The 16,343-nt window shown below is 38.2% G+C and carries 14 protein-coding genes; all 14 read left to right on the top strand.

Going from position 1 to position 16,343, the window contains the following annotated elements:
* Positions 1 to 120 precede the first annotated feature (120 nt).
* The 14 genes from MJZ25_03475 (at position 121) to MJZ25_03410 (ending at position 16,308) form a co-directional block, all read left to right on the top strand.
* Complete coding sequence (locus tag MJZ25_03475) at positions 121 to 1,287, top strand: DUF1972 domain-containing protein (GenBank protein ID MCQ2123222.1); 1,167 nt, start codon at positions 121 to 123, stop codon at positions 1,285 to 1,287.
* A 9-nt stretch (positions 1,288 to 1,296) separates the two neighbouring features.
* Positions 1,297 to 2,838, top strand: coding sequence for an oligosaccharide flippase family protein (locus MJZ25_03470; protein ID MCQ2123221.1), 1,542 nt, complete (start codon positions 1,297 to 1,299; stop codon positions 2,836 to 2,838).
* Positions 2,835 to 3,992 (top strand): Coenzyme F420 hydrogenase/dehydrogenase, beta subunit C-terminal domain, encoded by a 1,158-nt coding sequence (locus MJZ25_03465; protein MCQ2123220.1) that lies wholly within the window; start codon positions 2,835 to 2,837, stop codon positions 3,990 to 3,992. The genes MJZ25_03470 and MJZ25_03465 overlap by 4 nt, the downstream gene beginning before the upstream one ends.
* Before the next feature lie 9 nt (positions 3,993 to 4,001).
* Positions 4,002 to 5,123, top strand: a complete 1,122-nt coding sequence (locus tag MJZ25_03460) for a polysaccharide pyruvyl transferase family protein (protein ID MCQ2123219.1) — start codon at positions 4,002 to 4,004, stop codon at positions 5,121 to 5,123.
* Positions 5,123 to 6,226, top strand: coding sequence for a glycosyltransferase (locus tag MJZ25_03455; GenBank protein MCQ2123218.1), 1,104 nt, complete (start codon positions 5,123 to 5,125; stop codon positions 6,224 to 6,226). Before MJZ25_03460 ends, MJZ25_03455 begins: the two co-directional genes overlap by 1 nt.
* Positions 6,227 to 6,853: 627 nt before the next feature.
* Complete coding sequence (locus tag MJZ25_03450; GenBank protein ID MCQ2123217.1) at positions 6,854 to 7,456, top strand: hypothetical protein; 603 nt, start codon at positions 6,854 to 6,856, stop codon at positions 7,454 to 7,456.
* Between the two features lie 148 nt (positions 7,457 to 7,604).
* Positions 7,605 to 7,913, top strand: a complete 309-nt coding sequence (locus MJZ25_03445) for an acyltransferase (GenBank protein MCQ2123216.1) — start codon at positions 7,605 to 7,607, stop codon at positions 7,911 to 7,913.
* The gene (locus tag MJZ25_03440) at positions 7,906 to 9,156 is read left to right on the top strand and encodes a Coenzyme F420 hydrogenase/dehydrogenase, beta subunit C-terminal domain (GenBank protein MCQ2123215.1); all 1,251 of its coding nucleotides are present in this window, start codon (positions 7,906 to 7,908) and stop codon (positions 9,154 to 9,156) included. Before MJZ25_03445 ends, MJZ25_03440 begins: the two co-directional genes overlap by 8 nt.
* A gap of 2 nt (positions 9,157 to 9,158) precedes the next feature.
* Positions 9,159 to 10,346, top strand: a complete 1,188-nt coding sequence (locus MJZ25_03435) for a polysaccharide pyruvyl transferase family protein (GenBank protein MCQ2123214.1) — start codon at positions 9,159 to 9,161, stop codon at positions 10,344 to 10,346.
* 23 nt (positions 10,347 to 10,369) lie between these two features.
* The gene (locus tag MJZ25_03430) at positions 10,370 to 11,305 is read left to right on the top strand and encodes a capsular polysaccharide synthesis protein (protein ID MCQ2123213.1); all 936 of its coding nucleotides are present in this window, start codon (positions 10,370 to 10,372) and stop codon (positions 11,303 to 11,305) included.
* A 13-nt stretch (positions 11,306 to 11,318) separates the two neighbouring features.
* A complete protein-coding gene (locus tag MJZ25_03425; protein MCQ2123212.1) occupies positions 11,319 to 12,146 on the top strand; it encodes a LicD family protein in 828 nt (275 codons plus the stop codon).
* 116 nt (positions 12,147 to 12,262) lie between these two features.
* Positions 12,263 to 14,029 carry a phosphocholine cytidylyltransferase/choline kinase family protein gene (locus MJZ25_03420; protein MCQ2123211.1) on the top strand — a complete coding sequence of 589 codons (1,767 nt, stop codon included), beginning with the start codon at positions 12,263 to 12,265 and terminating at the stop codon, positions 14,027 to 14,029.
* A gap of 40 nt (positions 14,030 to 14,069) precedes the next feature.
* Positions 14,070 to 14,756, top strand: a complete 687-nt coding sequence (locus tag MJZ25_03415) for an NTP transferase domain-containing protein (GenBank protein ID MCQ2123210.1) — start codon at positions 14,070 to 14,072, stop codon at positions 14,754 to 14,756.
* Between the two features lie 28 nt (positions 14,757 to 14,784).
* Positions 14,785 to 16,308 (top strand): BCCT family transporter, encoded by a 1,524-nt coding sequence (locus tag MJZ25_03410; GenBank protein ID MCQ2123209.1) that lies wholly within the window; start codon positions 14,785 to 14,787, stop codon positions 16,306 to 16,308.
* Positions 16,309 to 16,343 lie beyond the last annotated feature (35 nt).

The following is a 16,343-nucleotide window of genomic DNA, read 5'->3' as shown; positions in this document are numbered from 1 at the left end:
GCTTTTCAGGGTTGTAGCACTTGTAAAGAATTGTTAAATTTGCGTACAAAATTGTTACAAACAAGAAGGATGGGAACAAGGATGTTGGTTGTTAAGTTTAAGGAACTTGGGTAAGGGGCTATGATGGAAGATGTTCAGCATATTTTCATCGTAGGCAGCAAGGGCATACCCGGCGCATACGGTGGATACGAGACTTTCGTAGACAAACTGACAGAATACCACCAGAACGACCCCAGATTCAAGTACCATGTAGCCTGCAAGGGCGACAAGAACGGTGAGTTCGAATACCACAATGCACGCTGCTTTACAGTGAAGGTGCCAAACATCGGCCCCGCACAGGCTATCGTGTACGATGTGGAGGCCATCAAGCAGAGCATCCGCTATATCAGGGAGCACAACATCCAGCACCCCATCGTGTACTGCCTGGCCTGCAGAATCGGCCCCTTTACGGCAAAGCTCAAGAAACAGATCCAAGCCCTGGGCGGCAAGTTCTATGTGAACCCCGACGGCCATGAATGGCTCCGAGCCAAGTGGCCCCTGCCCGTGCGCAAGTACTGGAAAATCTCCGAGTGCCTCATGGTAAAGCAGGCAGACCTGTTGGTGTGCGACAGCAAGAACATCGAAAAGTACATCCACAAGTCTTACGGCAAGTTCAACCCCAACACCACCTTTATCGCCTACGGTGCAGAAATCCGCAGAAGCAAGCTGGCCGACAACGACCCCAAGTTTACCCAGTGGCTCGCCAACAAGAACCTTAAGGCCAAGGACTACTACCTGGTGGTGGGTCGATTCGTACCCGAGAACAACTACGAGACCATGATCCGCGAGTTCATGCTGAGCAAGACCACCAAGAGCTTTGCCCTGATCACCAACGTAAACGAAGCGTTCTTGACCGAGCTCAAGAAAAAGACCGGCTTTGACAAGGACCCCCGTATCAAGTTCGTGGGCACCGTGTACGACCAGGAACTGTTGATGAAAATCCGCGAACAGGCCTACGGATATTTCCATGGGCACGAAGTGGGCGGTACCAACCCAAGCCTGCTAGAGGCCCTGGCAAGCTCCGACTTGAACCTTTTGCTGAACGTAGGGTTCAACAAGGAAGTGGGCGAAGACACAGCCATCTACTGGAACAAGACCCAAGGCGACCTGGCCAACACCATCGAGAAGGCCGACGCCATGACCGAAACCGAAATCAAGGCACTGGCAGAAGCCAGTACCAAGCGCATCGCAGACGCATACAGCTGGGAATTTATTTCCGGGGAGTATGCTAAGGTGTGGGTTAAGTAAATCATTTCGATGTCCACTGTTGAGCAACAGAACAACAAACGGATAGCAAAGAACACTTTGCTCCTTTATTTCCGTATGATTTTTCTAATGTTAATACAACTCTACGCAAGTAGAGTTGTATTGCAAACATTAGGCGTAGAAGACTTCGGTATATACAACGTTGTCGGTGGCATTGTGACTATGTTCAGTTTTTTGAATAGTGCAATGATCACTTCGTCTCAACGCTACATGACCTTTGAACTTGGGAAAGAAAATTTCGATAGATTAAAAAAAGTTTTCAGCACAAGCGTCAACATCCATTTATTAATCGCTATACTTGTTGTCATTCTGGCAGAAACTATTGGTTTATGGTTCCTAAAAGAAAAAATGGTTATTCCCACAGAACGTGAAACAGCAGCAATGTGGGTTTATCAGCTGAGCATCCTAACAATGGTCATTTCAATGATGAGCAGTCCGTACAACGCCATCATTGTCGCCCATGAAAAAATGTCAGCTTTTGCATACATATCAGTTATTGAAGCCTCATTAAAACTCGGTATTGTCTATCTGTTGGTTTATTTCGGCACCGACAAACTCATTTGTTACGCACTGCTTATTGCATGTATACAATTCATTATTCGAATGGTATATGTTGCATATTGTAAAAAACATTTTGTTGAAGCAAACTACTCCTTCATTAAGGACAAAAAATTATTCAAAGAAATGTTTTCTTTCGCAGGTTGGAATCTATGGGGAAACATCGCCTCCATTTTATTTGGTCAAGGTCTTAATATTCTTTTGAATATGTTTTTCTCGCCAGCAGTCAATGCGGCAAGGGCAATTTCTGTCCAAGTGCAAAATGCAATTTTTCAATTTTCATACAACTTCCAATTAGCGCTCAATCCCCAAATAACAAAGTCGTACGCAACTAATGAACTAGATAAAATGCACAACTTAATTTACCGAAGCAGCAAATTTACGTTCATGCTGTTGCTTATCTTATGCCTACCAATTCTTCTCGAAGCCCAGTTTATTCTAAAAATTTGGTTAGGAACGGTACCCGATTATACAGAAATCTTTTTAAAAATCATGATAATAACAATGATTATTGATTCCTCATCAAATTCATTGATGGTTTCTGCAGCAGCAACGGGAAACGTTAAGAAATATCAATCTGCTATCGGAGGAATTCTTCTGACAATCGTTCCTATTTCTTACGTAGTACTAAAGATGGGCGCTCCCCCCTGGTCGGTCTTTGTTGTACACCTCATCATCTGCTGTGTTGCATTCGTTACAAGATTATTCATTGTTAAACCAATGATCAATCTGAAAATTCATTCTTTTTTGAAAATAGTTATCGTTCGCTGTTTTTTTGTCGCAATAGCCTCATCTATTTTACCAATTACAATCAAACATTTCATTATCGAATCTGAGATTAATTCCATCGTTCTAATCATTACCAGCGTTTGCAGCGCAACTGTGTGCAGCGTTCTACTAGGACTTAGCCACGGAGAACGAGAATTCATTCTAACTAAACTAATCAGTGTAAAGCAAAGGTTTTTCAATAAATGATTACAATTAAAGACAAAAAGCTTTGTAGTGGATGTCAAGCATGTGAGCAAAAATGTCCTAAGCACTGCATATCTATGATTAGAGATGAAGAGGGATTTCTTTATCCTCAAGTAGACTCAGATAAATGTGTGATGTGCGGACTTTGCGACAAAACGTGTCCAATACAAAATCCGTATGAAGAAAAAAAGCCTCTAAACATTTTCGCCTGTTCAAATAACAATGAACAGGTACGCATGTCAAGTTCTTCCGGAGGAATATTTTCTCTTTTATCTGAAAAAATTCTATCAGAGCAGGGCGTTGTTTTTGGTGCAAAATACGACGAGAACTGGCAAGTTATAATAGATTACATTGAAAAGGTAGAGGATTTACATCTACTCCAAGGTTCTAAGTATGTTCAATCAAGAACCGGCAACTCCTTTTCTGCGTGCGAATCATTTCTAAAAGAAAATCGAAAGGTACTGTTCTCTGGAACACCTTGCCAAATTGCAGGCTTAAAGCATTACCTAAAAAAAGATTACGAAAATCTTTGGACATGCGAAGTTGTATGTCACGGCAGCCCATCCCCCAAGGTTTGGGGGGAATACATAAAGGAAACCTTCGGCACATCTAATTCCATAAATAAGATTTCATTCAGAGACAAGAGTAATGGTTGGGACCGATTTCGTTTTTCTGTGACATACGAAACGAATGGAAAGAAGAAAATCGTTTCTTCAGATCATAGTCAAAATCCTTATATGAAAGCTTTTCTATCCGACATGATTCTAAGGCCTTCATGTTACGAATGTTCAGCCAAAAATGGACGCAGTGCCAGCGATATTTCTCTAGGTGATTTTTGGGGTATAACAGACATAGTTCCTGAATTCAGCGATGACAAGGGAACAAGTATGATGGTGATAAATTCAAATCATGGTTTCAATCTAATTGATTGGGATAAAATAACATACAAAGAGGTTGAAATTGCAAAAGCGATTCCTTTATGTAAAGGAATGAAGTCTGGTATAAAAGTCAACCCGAAACGACAGGTTTTTTTTAGTGCATTTTCATCTAATCAAGGCGAAACAACAGTTTTGCTAAAAAAATACACAAAGCTCCCATTCCTCAAACAAATAAGGCGCACATTAGGTAATATCAAGCGAAAAATTTTCTGCGGATAGAAAGCCAATATGAGAATAGCAATAGTAACCATCCCCCCTCGCTTAAATTTCGGAGGCATACTGCAAGCCTACGCTTTGCAGCATGTTTTGGAGCGAATGGGACACCGCATCACAATAATAGATAAGCCGTTGAAGCGACAACTTCCGCTGAAAATTCGTTATCTGGCATACATCAAAAGATTTGTTTTAAAATTCTTTCTCAGAAAATCCATCCTAATTTTTGAAGAAAAACACTTCAACGAGTCATATCCTATCGTAAGTCAATATATACAGCCATTCATAGATAGATACTTACATACTCAATGCATCAGCAACCTACAAGAAATAAAGGAACATGACTTTGAAGCCTACGTAGTTGGAAGCGACCAAATCTGGAGAAGAAGCTACAATCGAAATATTCAAAATTCATATCTTTCATTCACAAAGGAATGGAATGTAAAACGTGTTGCATACGCAGCATCATTTGGAATTGACGAATGGGATTATACCCCTTCCGAAACGCAAGTATGTTCGAAATTGCTAAAAAAATTTGATTTTATTGGTATCCGAGAAAAATCCGGAGTCCATCTATGTAAAAAACATTTGCAATGTGACGCAAAATATGTTTTAGACCCAACGTTGTTATTGGAAAAGGAAGACTACCTTCAATTGATAAACAATGAATGCGGGAAAGAATTTGAAGGCAAAATTTTATGTTATCTTTTAGACGATAATAATGAAAAGAGAAAATTTATAGAAAAGATATCTCAAGATCTTCAAAAGCAACCTCTTTTTATAAACGCACAGTGGAACACAAACGCACCAACAGAATCAAGAATTCAACCATCTGTTGAACGTTGGCTCGGAGCTTTCTATCACGCAGATTACATCGTTACGGACAGCTTTCACGGAACAGTGTTCTCCCTGATTTTCAACAAGAAATTCCTTTCTATCAGTAATCAAGCAAGGGGAACGTCTAGGTTACATTCTCTACTCTCTATTTTTGATTTAGAAAGCAGAATCGTTTTTGATTATAACAACTATGAAATAGCACAACAAGCTATAGATTACACAAAATACAACAAACTTAAAATGGAATCCTTGATGGAGTTGTGTAATATTTTTGCAAAATCAAAAGAGGAATCTCCATAATGAAGCAAAAGAGAATTTTCTGGATAACAGGATCTTCGTTTATTGATGTCGATTTACCAATAGTTCCCAAAATAAACGAAAATTTTGATATTACATGGATAGTCATTAGACAGCAAGATTGTTGGTTTCCTGAGACGGAACTGTTAGATACATTCCAAAAACATTCAATTAACGGTATTGTCCTGAATATACCAGGAAGGCTTCGTTCTTTCGCTTCATTTAAAGTTTTTTTCAAACTGATAAAAATGATTGAGAGGAGCAATCCGGACGTTTGCTATGTAAATTATCTTGGTGTACCATATTTATGGCCACTCTTGCTATGTTCGACCTATGATTCTAATAAAATTATTTATCCATGCCATGATTTCATGGATCATGTCGGAGTAAAGAATCGTAATATTTATTCTTTGATTAAAAGAATAATCTTTAAAAAGGTAAACCATTTCCAGTTTTTCTCGAGAACCCAACAAAAACTGTTTCTCCAAAAATATCCACGAAAAAGTACTTTTTATGCCCCACTATATCTTAAGGGCTTTGGAAATCCTGTAGAAAGGTCTTCTCAAAAAGAAAAAATTCAATTTCTTTTTTTTGGCAGCATACGAGAAAATAAGGGTATAGAATACCTTATAGAGGCAGGCAATCGTCTATATGAAACGTATCCAGACAAATTTTCAATCAAAATTTGCGGAGGATGTTCGTACTGGGAAGAGCTTTCAAAAAAAATCAAGCACAACAACTGCTTTGATTTACATATTCGCAGAATAGAAAATCAAGAAATCCCCCAGATTTTTGCAAACACCGACTATCTATTACTGCCTTATCTAGACGTAACACAAAGCGGTCCTCTTTTAATTTCTTACTTTTACAGGGTTCCAGTCATCGCTTCGGATCACGAAGGTTTTCGGGAATATATTGAAGATGGAGTCACTGGTTTTTTGCACAAAAACAAATCTGTTGACGAAATGGTTTCAATTATGTCAAAAATAATTGAAGGTAAAGTAGAGGATTCTTACATAAAAGAAAACCTGGAAAAATTTATTCAAAATGAAATTAGTATTGAAGAAATTCAAAAGAAATATGAAATTGGCTTGACAAGCATATAGCGCCTAAACATGAAAGCATTCTGTATATTCATTTTCTTATGGTTCTTATTCAGCGGAGTTTTAACCCAAATTCCCCTTATCTCGTATGTGGATGAAGTGTTAGGCATCATTTCGTACATATATATAGTCGTTAACTATAAAAAGCTTTCCTTTTATGAAAAGAAAATTTTCAAACTGTGTTTTGTTTTACTTTTAGTTGGACTAATCGGAAACTATGCCCACGGCTACCAAACTTCGCTTTTTCCTATCGGATTAGATTTTCTACAATGCACAAAAGTATTTATCATTTTTGTCGCGTCAAACCACTATATAGGCAGTTTATCTTTACAAAAGAAATACAGCATAATTAGGCCTATCGCAAAGCTTTCATCTCTCTATATTCTTGCAGCATTTCTTTGCGCAGTAATCAGTCTATTCACTAACATTGGAATGTCTGCTGATTATCGATTTGGATTTTATTGTTTTAAATTCTATCATGGAAATGCCGGTGGATTCGCCAACTCCCTTTATGTTATTCTTTTATTTCTTACCGCGTATAGGAGTTTTTTTCAAAAAGGTACTACTACGAAACTTATAATCATAATGACCCTAACGTCATGGCTCCTAACATTTCGTTCAAGAGGATTTGTGTTTATTTTGGTATATATACTTTTGTACTACATCATTATACACAAGAAAAAAATTATCAAGCTCAAATTCTGGACAATTGCATTTGTTGCCGCGATGGGTCTTTTTATAACTGCAGACCAAATCGACAAATATTTCAATAACGAAGAAATGCCGAGAGCAATATTGTTACATTATGGTGTGGAAACAATGAACCGATTTGTTCCAATTGGGTCCGGTTTTGGCACCTATGGGACTGATGTTGCAGTAAAATTCTATTCAAACTTATACCGTGAGTACGGACTTGATACACGATGGGGATTCACTCCTGACGATCCCAAATTCGCCTTGGACAACTACTGGCCAGCAATAATGGGACAATTTGGTTACATTGGAATAATCATCATGCTAGGTATACTTTTCTATTGGATAAAACAAATTCTCGCCAATAACAAAGGAAATAAATGCTATTACGCATACACCCTATTTATAATCATCACACAAACATTTTCTAGCATTCCGACCTCCACGTTTTTTTCACCACTTACGGCAGTCCTTTTTATGTTCGCGCCTTTACTAAACGAAAACGAATCCAAAACAACACCGGTAATATCACATGCGTAAATTTCAATCATTTGGACGCGTAAGAAAATACTTGTCCTTAAAACTGTTGGCACTCATACCCATGAGCGGGGGATTACGATATAAATGCCTACGATTTATTGGAGTCAAAATTCTCGGGAAGACTGGATTTGTTGGTAAAGATGTAAGTTTGGACACAATTCGTCCCGACCTGATTGAAATAGAAGAAAATGCATACATTACTGAAGGAACAATTATATACACCCACTATTTGATTGCAAACAACTTCGCTAAAAAAAAGGGGTCATGGTTTCGTTTTGGTTCGGTACACATAGGTAGAAATGCGTTTATTGGAGCAAGAACTATCATCTGTAATTCAGTCAATATCGGTGATTTTTCTATTGTTGCTGCAGGATCAATTGTAACCAAGGATATCCCTCCCTATGAAGTTTGGGGAGGAAATCCCGCCAAGTTTATCAAGAGTATACCACATGAATAACGTTTCACAAACAGTAAAAAGCAACTTGTGCCTTGGTTGCGGAATTTGTTCAGATGCATGTCCCACAAATTCCATAAAAATTTCCGTTGTAAATGGAGAATATCGTCCAATCATAGACCAAAGCACCTGCAATAATAGTAAAGGTTGCCATAGGTGTAGCAACGCCTGTCCTGGACTTGGCATTCCGTTGAAAAAAATTGGTAGCGAAAAATTTGAAAGCACATCGAGTTCTTATCACAAATTAATTGGATGGTACCAAAAATCATACTCGGGTTACGCGCTAGATTACGAAACACGATTTCATGGTGCATCCGGCGGAATTTTAACCGCATTTATCGCATACCTATTGGATAACAAGATTATATCTGGCGCAGTGGTTGCTGAAAATGACATGTCACAACCATTCTTAAACAAGACTGTTTTGGTGCACGATTCTAAAGAGCTTTTCAAAGCAAGATCTTCAAAATATTGCCCAGTAACATTTTCAGGCATAATAAAGCAGATTAAGCAGCAAGAAGGCCAAGTTATTATAGTTGGATCCCCCTGTGCAATACAAGGTTTTCGCAAGTACGAAAAGCTTGATGCAAAATTCCGCGAAAAAGTCTTTGGTTTATTTGGCCTATATTGTTCTTGCGGCAGAACATTCAACTTAACAGAATACGTCTTTAAACAAAGAAAAATTGAGCAAGCAAAACTGACATACTTCCAATATAGAGACGAAGGATGCTTAGGTTCGTTAGTTGCAAAAACCGATAAAGAATACAAAGAAGAATTCCAGCTCTACTATCATCCCCTAAGAAGTTTCTTTATCCCCAATCGTTGTCAATTCTGCATAGACCATTATTCAGAACTAGCCGATGTATCTTTCGGCGATATACATTACGGAAAATACAAGGATGACAAAATTGGTGTTAATTCACTGATTGTCAGAAATCAAAAATTTATTGGTCTTCTCGAATCCGCCGCCGATGCAGGATACATAAAATTAGATGATCTTAGCGAAGAAGAGCTGGTCAAATGCCAGCAATCTGCGCCCAAAAAGAAAGGGCGAGTGGGAGGCGTATTGAAATTCGCCAAAACAATTGGCCTAACGACTCCTGAATATGATGTAGAATTAACCAATTTTTCTTACCCCAAATCAATTGCGTATTATCTATTTGCTAAGTTCCAAATGTTTATTGGGAAAAGGCGTAAATTATGGTGGATAATTCCTCTTTTCACAAAGAAAGGAGAGGTAGACTGATTATGAAGAACGTAAATAAACTGGTTGGGGGCGTTATAATAATGCACCCGAACCACAACAACTACGGCACATCACTACAAGGTCTTGCAACAATAAAGGTTATTGAAAGTTTAGGTTACAATCTTCGTATAATCAGATACAGAAAAAAAAGGACCCTGTGGGAAACATTAAAAATACTTCCGGGGCTATTAAGAAGCGGAGCCTTATCCTCGATTATTAGTAGCAGAAGAAGTTCTAATTTCAAAAAGAGACATCCTGAGTACAGTGCAAATATCGATTTGCGGACATCAGTTGTTAATGAATTTAAGAAAAAATACTTTGAGCCGCTATGTGATTATTATACCGGATGGAGAAATCTCACAGAAGGCTCAAAAAATTATGACATTATCTTTGTAGGCAGCGATCAAGTTTGGGGACCATTGAGCCTTTACGCAGGTTTTTACAACCTTTTGTTTGTTGATAGCAGTATTCCTCAATTCAGCTACTCTAGCAGTTTTGGAAAGTCGTTCATTCTCAGCCACCAAAAAAAGGGGGTAGCCGCATTTCTGAACAAAATGGATGCAATTGGCGTTAGAGAAATCAGAGGAAAAGAAATTGTAGAAGAACTGACAAACAAAAAAGCAACTGTTGTCGCCGATCCAACCCTATTGTTATCAAGAGAAGAATGGAAGCAGCTATCTTCAGCATCAAAAAAACATATTTCTGGAGACTACATACTCTGTTATATGCTAGGTCCACGGTTGGATAACCGAGAGGCAGTAACATCTATGGCAAAACAACTCGGCATGAAGCTCGTTGTTTTCCGTCATATGGACTGGTATGAACCCGCAGATGAAAATTTCGGAGATGAGTCCGTATATGACGCAGACTGTCTTGACTTCATAAATCTATTGGAGCATGCAGCCTATGTGGTCACAGATTCCTTCCATTGTTCTGTATTCAGCATCATCTTCCACAAGAAATTTTTAACCTTTTACCGCATTCCTAAAACAGACAAGCAATCCTCCCATAGTAGAATTGATAGTCTAATGAGCATTGCAGGTTTATCTAGTCAAGTTTGCTCAAGTTTCACAAACTTAGCCAACCAAATAAACAACGACATTGATTGGAACACTGTTGATGCAAGAATTTTAGAGTACAAAGATAAATCAATGGAATTTCTAAAAAATAGTCTAGAAATAAGGCGGTAGCTCAATTGCATATCTGTTTAAAATTGCTAAAGAAGTTGGGTGGGAAAAATTTTTTCATTCAATTATGGCGCGCCCGCGTTCTATTTTTTTCCATATGGATTATCATCTCACTCGGATTCAGAAGAAAGTCTCTTGAAATTTCAAGATTAGCAATAAACAATCGCCGATTAGAAAAAATTCGGCGTAAGTTTAAGAAATACGCAATCGATTTCTCTTTGAATTTTGCACAACAAAAACACGAGAATATAAAATCCAACAAAGTATGGATTCTTTGGCTTCAGGGTATAGATAAAGCACCTGCCCTCGTAAAAAAATGTTTCTCGTCTATGCAAAAAAATTTGCACAACAGGGAAGTTGTTTTACTGACTGAAGAAAATTACAGGGATTTCGTTTCTTTTCCCCAATATATCCAAGAAAAAATAAACTCGGGAATAATTACCAAAACACATTTTTCAGACTTGCTACGTCTTGAACTTTTAGAACGTTATGGAGGAACATGGATTGACGCAACTGTTTATTGTTCCGGAAACGATTATCCCGAACATTTATTTGATTCAGATTTGTTTGTATACCAGTGTTTAAAACCCGGCTTAGACGGCGAGTGTTATTCCATATCCAGTTGGTTTATGACCGCAGCAACAAACAATCCTATTATATGTTTGACCAAGCACTTGCTATATGAATACTGGAAAAAAAACAACCATATGATTGATTACTTCTTAATCCACGATTTCTTTGAAATAGCATTGGAAACATATCCTGAGGAATGGAAAAAAGTTATTCCGTTCTGTAATTCTGTGCCGCATATGCTTTTATTGCGTTTGTTCGATACGTATGATTCAACGATGTGGCAAGCTATAAAGGGGCAAACCTGTTTTCATAAGCTAAGTTATAAGTTTGACTCTTCTGATGCAGAAAAATCAAATACATTTTATTCGGAAATCCTGGTAAAGGACTAAAGGAATACCTTATATGAAAGAAAATTTGACAATGCAACAGATGCAGAGCATTTCCTTGGAAATTTTGCATTCTGTGGCGGAAGTTTGTGATAGGGAAGGTTTTAGATATTCTCTGATTTATGGTACACTAATAGGCGCAATTCGTCATAAGGGTTATATACCATGGGATGACGATGTTGATATTATGATGCCTCGCCCGGACTATGATCGTTTTCTTGCATATTTTAAAAGCCATTCGGAAGAATTTCCTAACTTGAGGATGTTTAATAGGGAAGAATGTCCTGAATATCCATATATGATAACGCGAATAAGTGATGACCGTTATGTGATTGAAATGGATAATGAAAAACCTTATGGCATGGGGGTATTTATTGATATTTATCCCTATGATGGCCTTGGAGCGACTTTTGAAGAATCTTTAGCGTACGGATTGAAAGGCGATAGACTGTCATCTTTTTGCTATCAAGCTTCTAGAAAACATTATGCGGTGGAAATTACGAAGTCAAAAGTCCGTAAAATATTGAAATTTCCTGTATTCCTTTTCTCAAAGTTGGTCGGAAAAGATTATTTCCAGAGAAAATTGGAGTCTTTAGCTCGAGTGAAACCTTATGAGTCCAGCAGTTACATTGGCTGTGTTGTTTGGTTGTCTGGTGGTGCCAGGGATATCTTCAAAAAAGAATGGTTTGATGAGTTGATTGATTGGCCGTTTGAAAAATACCAGTTTAAGGTTCCCAAACGTTACGATGAGGTTTTGCGCCTTACATATGGTGATTATATGCAACTGCCTCCTGAAGAAGATCGTATAGGCCATCATTATTTTAAAGCATATAAAAAAGTGTAGACAATATCTTACAAATAAGCTACATTTTAGGTGGTGGAAAAATCTGCCACTTTTTTTTGAGCAGAATGTTCACGAAAAATGAAAAGTCGAATTTCGTGAAAACATGGAAATGTTTGATGGATACCTACGAGAAAGACGTCCTTTATACTCTTTTGCGAAATCCTTTCGTAAATCAAAGGATTTTGGCTGAATCTTGCGGACATTCTCTTGGAATTGTGAATCGTTCCCTGAAGAATCTAGTTTTATCCAAATACTTGGATAGCGATTTTCGACTCACAGAAAAAGCTCGTCAGGAGTTTGACCGTTTGGCCCCCCGCAGGGCCATCATTCTAGCAGCAGGCTTTGGAATGAGAATGGTTCCAATTAATCTAGAATCTCCAAAGGCTCTTATTGAGGTTAATGGAGAGGTCTTGATTGAACGAACCATCGAACAGCTCCATGAGGCCGGAATCTTTGACATTCATATCATTGTCGGTTTTATGAAGGAGTCCTTTGACTACCTAATTGATAAATATGGTGTCAAGTTGGTTGTTAACAAGGAATATTCTTCAAAGAACAATTTGCATTCTTTAAATCTTGTTGCTGATTTACTTGATAATGCCTATGTGGTTCCATGTGATATTTGGTGTAATCGTAATCCATATCGCAAAAATGAATTGTATTCTTGGTATATGGTTTCTGACCTGATTGACGACGACAGTTCCGTTCGAGTAAATAGAAAAATGGAACTTGTATACGCACCGGATAAGACTGGCGGAAATGGAATGATTGGTATCGCCTACCTTTCTTGCCAAGATTCGCTATTTGTCCAAGAAAAATTAAAGAAATTTGATAATGATGGTTTGCACAACAATTCATTTTGGGAAGACGCGTTGTTTTCCGAAGAGAAAATGATTGTTCAAGCTCGAGTAGAACATTCTTCTGATTATGTTGAAATTAACACATATGAACAGCTTCGTGATTTGGATGAGGATTCAAATCATTTAAAAACAGATGCTATAGATGTAATAGCAAAAGCTTTTGATGTACGTCCAAAAGAAATTTGTGATATAACTGTTTTGAAAAAAGGAATGACTAATAGGTCCTTTTTATTTTCGTGTCGGAACAAACAGTACATCATGAGAATTCCTGGCGAGGGAACATCCGCTCTTATCAATCGAAAAAATGAAGCGGCTGTATATCAAATTGTATCCGGCAAGGGGATATGTGACGATGTCGTATACATCAATCCGGAAAATGGATACAAAATAACGGAATTTTTGAAAGACGTTAGAGTTTGTAACGCAAATGATGATGCTGACTTGAAAATTTGCATGAAAAAATTACGGGAATTTCACAATCTGAAATTAAAAGTCTCTCATAATTTTGACATTTTCGGGCAAATAGAATTTTATGAAAAGTTGAGAAAAGGCGTCCCTTCTGTATTTAGGGATTACAATCAAACTAAACGAAATGTTTTGTCGCTTCGTTCTTTTATAGAAAAGAATATTGGGGAGAGGTGTTTAACCCATATTGATGCCATTCCCGACAACTTTCTCTTTTCAAGGAGTTCTTCCGGGAAAACGGTGATTAGTTTGATTGACTGGGAATATGCTGGAATGCAAGACCCGCATGTTGATTTGGCTATGTTTTCAATTTATTCATATTACGACAAATTACAGGTTGATCATCTTCTTAACATATACTTTGATGGCAAATGCCCCGATGTAATCCGAGTTAAAGTGTATGCCTACATGGCTGTCTGTGGCTTTTTGTGGAGCAATTGGTGTGAATACAAGGCTTCGCTTGGAGTTGAATTTGGCGAATACCACTTACGTCAATATCGCTACGCAAAGGACTTCTTCAACCTGGTTAATAAAGAACGTCAAGTTTTAGGTATTTGAGATAGAGGATAAAATGCATTGTGTAAAACGCGCGATAATTATGGCTGCAGGAATTGGCAGCAGAATGCGCCCGGTAACCCAAACCGTTCCAAAACCTTTGATAAAGGTCAAAGGACAGCGAATGATTGATTCCGTGATACAGGCTTTACATAGAAACGGAATTCGCGAAATATATGTTGTGGTCGGTTACTTGAAAGAGCAATTCTATTGTCTAGAGAAGGAGTACGAGAATCTTCATATAATTGAAAATCCTCTCTATGATGTTTGCAATAACATTTCTTCACTCTACGTGGCTCGAGATTATATTGGCGAAGCCATCATCTTGGACGGAGATCAAATTGTCTACAATGATTCCATTTTATCTCCCGAATTCGAAAAGTCAGGCTACAATGCAATTTGGACTGATGGCGAGACCAATGAATGGCTAATGCAAGTTGAAAGCAATCGTGTTGTCTCATGTAGCCGAACTGGAGGAGTCAAGGGGTGGCAATTGTTTAGCGTATCTCGCTGGACTGCGGAAGATGGAAAAAAACTGAAACGGCACCTAGAGCTAGAATTTGATGAAAAAGAGAATCGTCAAATTTATTGGGACGATGTCGCAATGTTCTGTCATTTTGAAGAATATGATTTGGGAATACGTCCGATGAAATCAGGGGATATCGTTGAAATCGACAATTTTGACGAATTGGTCGCAATGGATCCCAGCTATAAATCATTTATCAAATAGCACAATGCTCAATGCATGAAGGAGAAAAATGAAAATCGAAAAAGGTAAAATAGACTGGATTATAACAATTGTTCCTCTTACAATTGTTATAATTCTTAGCGTATTGTTCTTCGCATTGCCTGAACAATCGAATGCGGTTTTGAGCAAGGTTCGCTTTTTCTTTGGCGATACATTCGGAACGTATTATCTGGTAATTGGACTAGGCTTTTTCATCATGTCCATTTTCTTGGCCATGTCTAAGTATGGTGATATTGTATTAGGCGGAAAAAATGAAAAACCGAAGTATTCATTTTTTGCATGGGGATGCATGATGTTTACTTGCGGTCTTGCTGCAGACATTTTGTTCTATTCTTTTTCTGAATGGGTTATGTATGCAACAAATCCCCATATTGCCGAGCTAGGTAGCGTTCAAGATTGGGCAGGTGTTTTCCCGATATTCCACTGGAGTCTGATTCCATGGGCGTTCTATCTTGTGTTGGCTGTTGCATTTGGTTTCATGCTTCATGTTCGTAAACAATCCCGTCAAAAATATTCTGAAGCCTGTCGTCCGCTTCTTGGAAAGCATACAGATGGTATTGCCGGTCGCTTTATTGACTTGTTGGCAGTTTTTGCACTGCTTGCTGGTACAGCAACAACCTTCAGTATTGCAACGCCACTCATGGCTAGTATTATTACGGAAATTTTCCATGTAGAAATCAGTAGAACAGCAATCACCATTGTGATTCTTGTAGTGACTTGTGCCGTTTATACATATTCCCTACTTCACGGCTTTAAGGGAATTAGCATCCTTGCTAAAGTTTGCATTTTCATGTTCTTCGGCTTGAACTTCTATGTGTTGGCTTTTGGCGGCGAAGCTCGCTACATTATTGATACGGGATTTGAATCACTAGGAAGAATGCTCCAGAATTTTATTGGTCTTTCCACTTACACAGATCCTTTACGTAAGAATAATTTCCCCCAGGATTGGACTATTTACTATTGGGCTTATTGGATGGTGTGGTGTGTTGCGGCTCCGTTCTTCATTGGGAATATTTCCAAAGGTAGAACGATTCGTCAAACCCTACTTGGAGGATACGTTTTTGGCGTAGGTTCAACTATTCTTAGCTTTGTAATTCTTGGAAATTATTCTTTGGGACAGCAAACTTCTGGTGCAGTTGATTATATGTCAGCGTATGCTGCAAACGGTGATTTGTATACGATGATCATTAATATCATTAATACTTTGCCATGTGCACCGTTCGTTCTCGTTTTGGTTCTGCTGACAATGATGGCATTCTATGCAACATCCTTTGATTCGATTGCGTATACAGCATCTTGCTATAGTTATCACAAGCTGGAAGAAAATGAATCTCCTAACAAATTGATCCAGCTGATGATGTGTGTCCTTTTGATTATTTTACCGATAGCACTTGTTTTCTCAGAAAGCTCCATGAGCAATTTGCAGTCGGTAAGTATTCTTGCAGCGTTCCCTATAGGAATCGTGATGATACTGATTGTTGTCAGTTTCCTGAAGGATGGAAAGAAATTTATCGAAGAAAGCAAAAAGGATTAATTAGATTGTTTTTTGCAAGGATGGAACTAGTTTCC

The organism is Fibrobacter sp. (assembly GCA_024399065.1).
Classification (GTDB): Bacteria; Fibrobacterota; Fibrobacteria; order Fibrobacterales; family Fibrobacteraceae; genus Fibrobacter.
This window is presented reverse-complemented; position numbering and strand designations above follow the sequence as displayed.